This is a genomic window from Tissierella sp. (genome assembly GCF_052089545.1).
Lineage (GTDB): Bacteria > Bacillota > Clostridia > Tissierellales > Tissierellaceae > Tissierella_A.
The window spans coordinates 1-3,492 of sequence record NZ_JBQDAA010000232.1 but is presented as its reverse complement, the minus strand read 5'-3'; the positions used below and the strand labels follow the sequence as shown (position 1 = coordinate 3,492).

At 26.3% G+C, this 3,492-nt stretch carries 4 protein-coding genes and 1 pseudogene; all 5 read left to right on the top strand.

The window, feature by feature from the left end:
* A pseudogene (locus ACTHW2_RS12110) lies at nt 1–267 on the top strand (deacetylase); the annotation flags it as partial.
* 17 nt (nt 268–284) lie between these two features.
* Nucleotides 285–887 carry a hypothetical protein gene (locus tag ACTHW2_RS12105; RefSeq protein ID WP_442264171.1) on the top strand — a complete coding sequence of 201 codons (603 nt, stop codon included), beginning with the start codon at nt 285–287 and terminating at the stop codon, nt 885–887.
* Between the two features lie 102 nt (nt 888–989).
* On the top strand, nt 990–1,670 hold the full coding sequence (locus tag ACTHW2_RS12100) for a single-stranded DNA-binding protein (protein WP_442264170.1): 681 nt from the start codon (nt 990–992) through the stop codon (nt 1,668–1,670).
* Between the two features lie 201 nt (nt 1,671–1,871).
* Nucleotides 1,872–2,396: a hypoxanthine phosphoribosyltransferase gene (gene hpt, locus ACTHW2_RS12095; protein ID WP_442264169.1), complete on the top strand. Its 525-nt coding sequence runs from the start codon at nt 1,872–1,874 to the stop codon at nt 2,394–2,396.
* Between the two features lie 105 nt (nt 2,397–2,501).
* Nucleotides 2,502–3,455 (top strand): CPBP family glutamic-type intramembrane protease, encoded by a 954-nt coding sequence (locus ACTHW2_RS12090; protein WP_442264168.1) that lies wholly within the window; start codon nt 2,502–2,504, stop codon nt 3,453–3,455.
* The last annotated feature ends 37 nt before the right edge of the window (nt 3,456–3,492 follow it).

The following is a 3,492-nucleotide window of genomic DNA, read 5'->3' as shown; positions in this document are numbered from 1 at the left end:
AATGGCTACTATACTATACAATGGGATGTAGATTCAATAGATTGGAAAGAACTAGGGGTAGAATCAGTAGTAGATAGAGTAACTAGAAATATAAAGCCAGGATCTATAGTCTTATTTCATAATAATGCAAAATATGTAAGAGAATATTTACCACTTGTTTTAGAAAGACTAAGCGATGATGGTTATGAAATAGTACCTATATCAAAACTTATACATAACAAAGATTTTGAAATGGATAACACAGGCAGACAAATTCCTATAAAATAATAGAGAGAAGGCAAAACATGATAGAAAAAAGAGTTTTTTTAGTTGGATTAATAGAAGATACAAAAGAAAATACTATAAAATATATTGAAAAACTCTTACTTGAAGAAGATTGGGAATCTATATATATAAATAAAGAAGAGAATATATTAGGATTTAATAAGGAAAAAACGACAGTATTTTTAATAACTACTAAACCAGAAGGCTTAGAACTTTATTATTCTTTAAATATAAAATTTGATATTATACTATATAATAGTGAAGCAATTTTAGATTATAGGTTTTTAGAATGCAATTATTTTGTTTTAAATTCAGATGAGGAAAATTGGCTTCAGTTGCCTTTGGAAAGTTTAACTTCTCTTGCAATTTCCTATGGATTTAATAATAAATCAACTGTAACTATTTCAAGTTATAATGATGATGGAGATTTAAGTGTAAATATATATATTCAAAGAGAATTTAATACTATATTTAACAAAAGGATAGAACCATGCGAATTGACTGTAAATATTAAAAGAGAGCTTAAAGATAGAAGTGAAAGTCTTATATACAATATACTTGCAGCAGTTACGACAAGTTTGATCTTGGGCAATAAAAAATCTCATATGAATATAAAAATATAAAAGACTTTAAAGTCTTTTATATTTTTTTTATCATAATTCACCATAGATGTGAATAAATATAGTTATATATTGTGGACACACAAGAATAAGGGGGGCATTTAGATGTCAGAAAAATCAACTGATACAAATATGGTAAAAATAGTAGGTATCCTTAAAGAGGAAAAGGAGTATAGTCATGAGATTTATGGAGAGAAATTTTATAGTATTATGCTAGAAGTACCAAGGCTTAGTGAAGCTGTAGATTTACTTCCAATAACTATTTCAGAAAGATTATTAATTAATCTTGACTTAAAGGTGGGTAATTATGTTATTATAGAAGGACAACTTAGATCTTATAATAGATATATAGCATCTACAAATAAATTAGTTTTAACTATATTTGCTAGAGAAATTCACCTTCCAGATGAGGATGAACTAAAAGAAGTTTTAAGAAATCCAAATGTAATATACCTAGATGGGTATATTTGCAAAAAACCAATATATAGAGTAACTCCATTTGGCAGAGAGATATCTGATTTACTTGTAGCTGTAAATAGAGCATATAGTAAATCTGATTATATTCCTTCAATTGGCTGGGGAAGGAATGCTAGATTTTGTGAAAATTTAATAGTGGGTGACCATATTAAATTATGGGGTAGGATTCAGAGTAGACAATATAACAAAAAACTTGAATCTGGGGATGTAGAAACCAGGGTAGCTTATGAAGTATCTATATCTAAATTAGAATTTATTGAAGATGATAACAATAGATTGGATCTAGAGGAAGAAGAAGGATTAATGTAAAAAAGTTTTACAATGCTAATTTAACTAAACATGAAAGGTAGATAAAAGTGGATACTAAACTTGCGACTGGTGTTATAATATTTATTATATTAATAAGTTTTCAATACACTCTTAATAGGATATTGAAAGAACTTATAGAAATTAAAAATATGCTGAAGAAAAAACCTGGAAATTATAATAAATAAGAGAGGAAGACAAAGGTTGGATAAAAACAAAAGAGAAAAAATACTTTTTACAAGAGAAGAGATCTCTAGTAAAGTAAAGGAATTAGGAAAAGAAGTAAGTAAAATTTATAAAGATAAAGACCTTGTAGTTATATCATTACTTAGAGGTAGTTTTATATTTGCAGCAGATTTAATAAGAGAAATACAAACACCTCTAGAAGTAGATTTTATAACTACATCAAGCTATGGACATTCAGAAACTACTACAGGAGTTGTAGATATAGTTCATGATTTAAGGACAGATATTGAAGGCAAAGATATACTAATAGTAGACGATATTATAGATACTGGTTATACACTTTTAAAAGTTGTAGAACATATAAAATCTAAGAAACCAAACTCTGTAAACACTTGTGTTATGCTAGATAAACCTAGTAGACGAAAAGTAGAACTTACACCTGACCTTTATGGATTTAGTATTCCAGATGTTTTTATAGTTGGTTATGGGCTTAACTATGGTGCATATTATAGAAACAAACCATATATATTTACATTTGAATAATAAATAGCTACAGAATTTTCTGTAGCTATTTATTACGTTTAAAAACTTTCTTTAAAGGAAGGTTTATAGGAAAATTTAATATATAATATTAAAAGAGGTGTATAGATGAAAAATGAAAATAAACTATCAATATATGAAACAAATTTATTATTTCTAATACTTGCTTTAGTATTTATATCGGTAGGAGGATTTACTCAAAATATAAATTTGTTTTTTGGTGTTTTTGTAACAGAAGTTTTAATTATAGCAATTCCAAGTATTTGGTTTGTTAAAAGAAAAGATATATCTTTGAAAAAAACATTTAGATTAAATAAGCTAGGATTTAAAAACATAATATTAATATTTTTTATAACTATTTTAACATATCCTATAGCAGCATTTTGTCAGGCAATTTTTATAAACATAATAGATATATTTATACCCTTAAATCCTGATCCATTACCTGATATTATTTCACAAATACCTTTTTTATTGTCACTATTGTTTATAGCAATAATACCAGGAATATGTGAGGAAATAATGTTTAGAGGTACTATTTTGAAAGCTTATGAAAAGCTTGGAATCAAAAAAGCAATTATTATGAGTGCAGTTTTATTTGGGATGTTTCATTTTACTTTAATTAACTTTGTAGGGCCTGCTGTTTTAGGTATAGTATTTGGGATTATGGTATATAAGACAAATTCTATATACTCTTCTATGATAGCCCACACATTGAATAACTCCCTTGCTTTAGTCATAAATTATTTTGTGATGAAAAATGTAGATATTATAAATGATATATCAGCTCAAGAAGTAAATGTTTACCCTAATATCCTAGAGATGCTTATATCTTTTGCAATTTTAGGAGTATTTATCTTTATTTTAATAAAAATTGTGAAAGTATTACTGGGTAAATTGAGACCATATGATGTTGAAGGTTTGACAGAAATGGAAGTTGAAGATAGTTTAATACAAGAAAATTATATTTTAGAAGAACAAATTGCCTTTTCAAGTTATATACCACTTGTGATAGTAGCTGTCATGTTCTTTATATTTAATTTTATATTTATATTGAGATAAGAATAATTTAATCCTTTCTTAATCATAATAAGAAGAG

Bases quoted from the DNA above. Each gene is read 5' to 3' on its own strand.
- ACTHW2_RS12105 (WP_442264171.1), top strand. From the start codon at position 285: ATGATAGAAAAAAGAGTTTTTTTAGTTGGATTAATAGAAGATACAAAA.
- ACTHW2_RS12100 (WP_442264170.1), top strand. From the start codon at position 990: ATGTCAGAAAAATCAACTGATACAAATATGGTAAAAATAGTAGGTATC.
- ACTHW2_RS12090 (WP_442264168.1), top strand. From the start codon at position 2,502: ATGAAAAATGAAAATAAACTATCAATATATGAAACAAATTTATTATTT.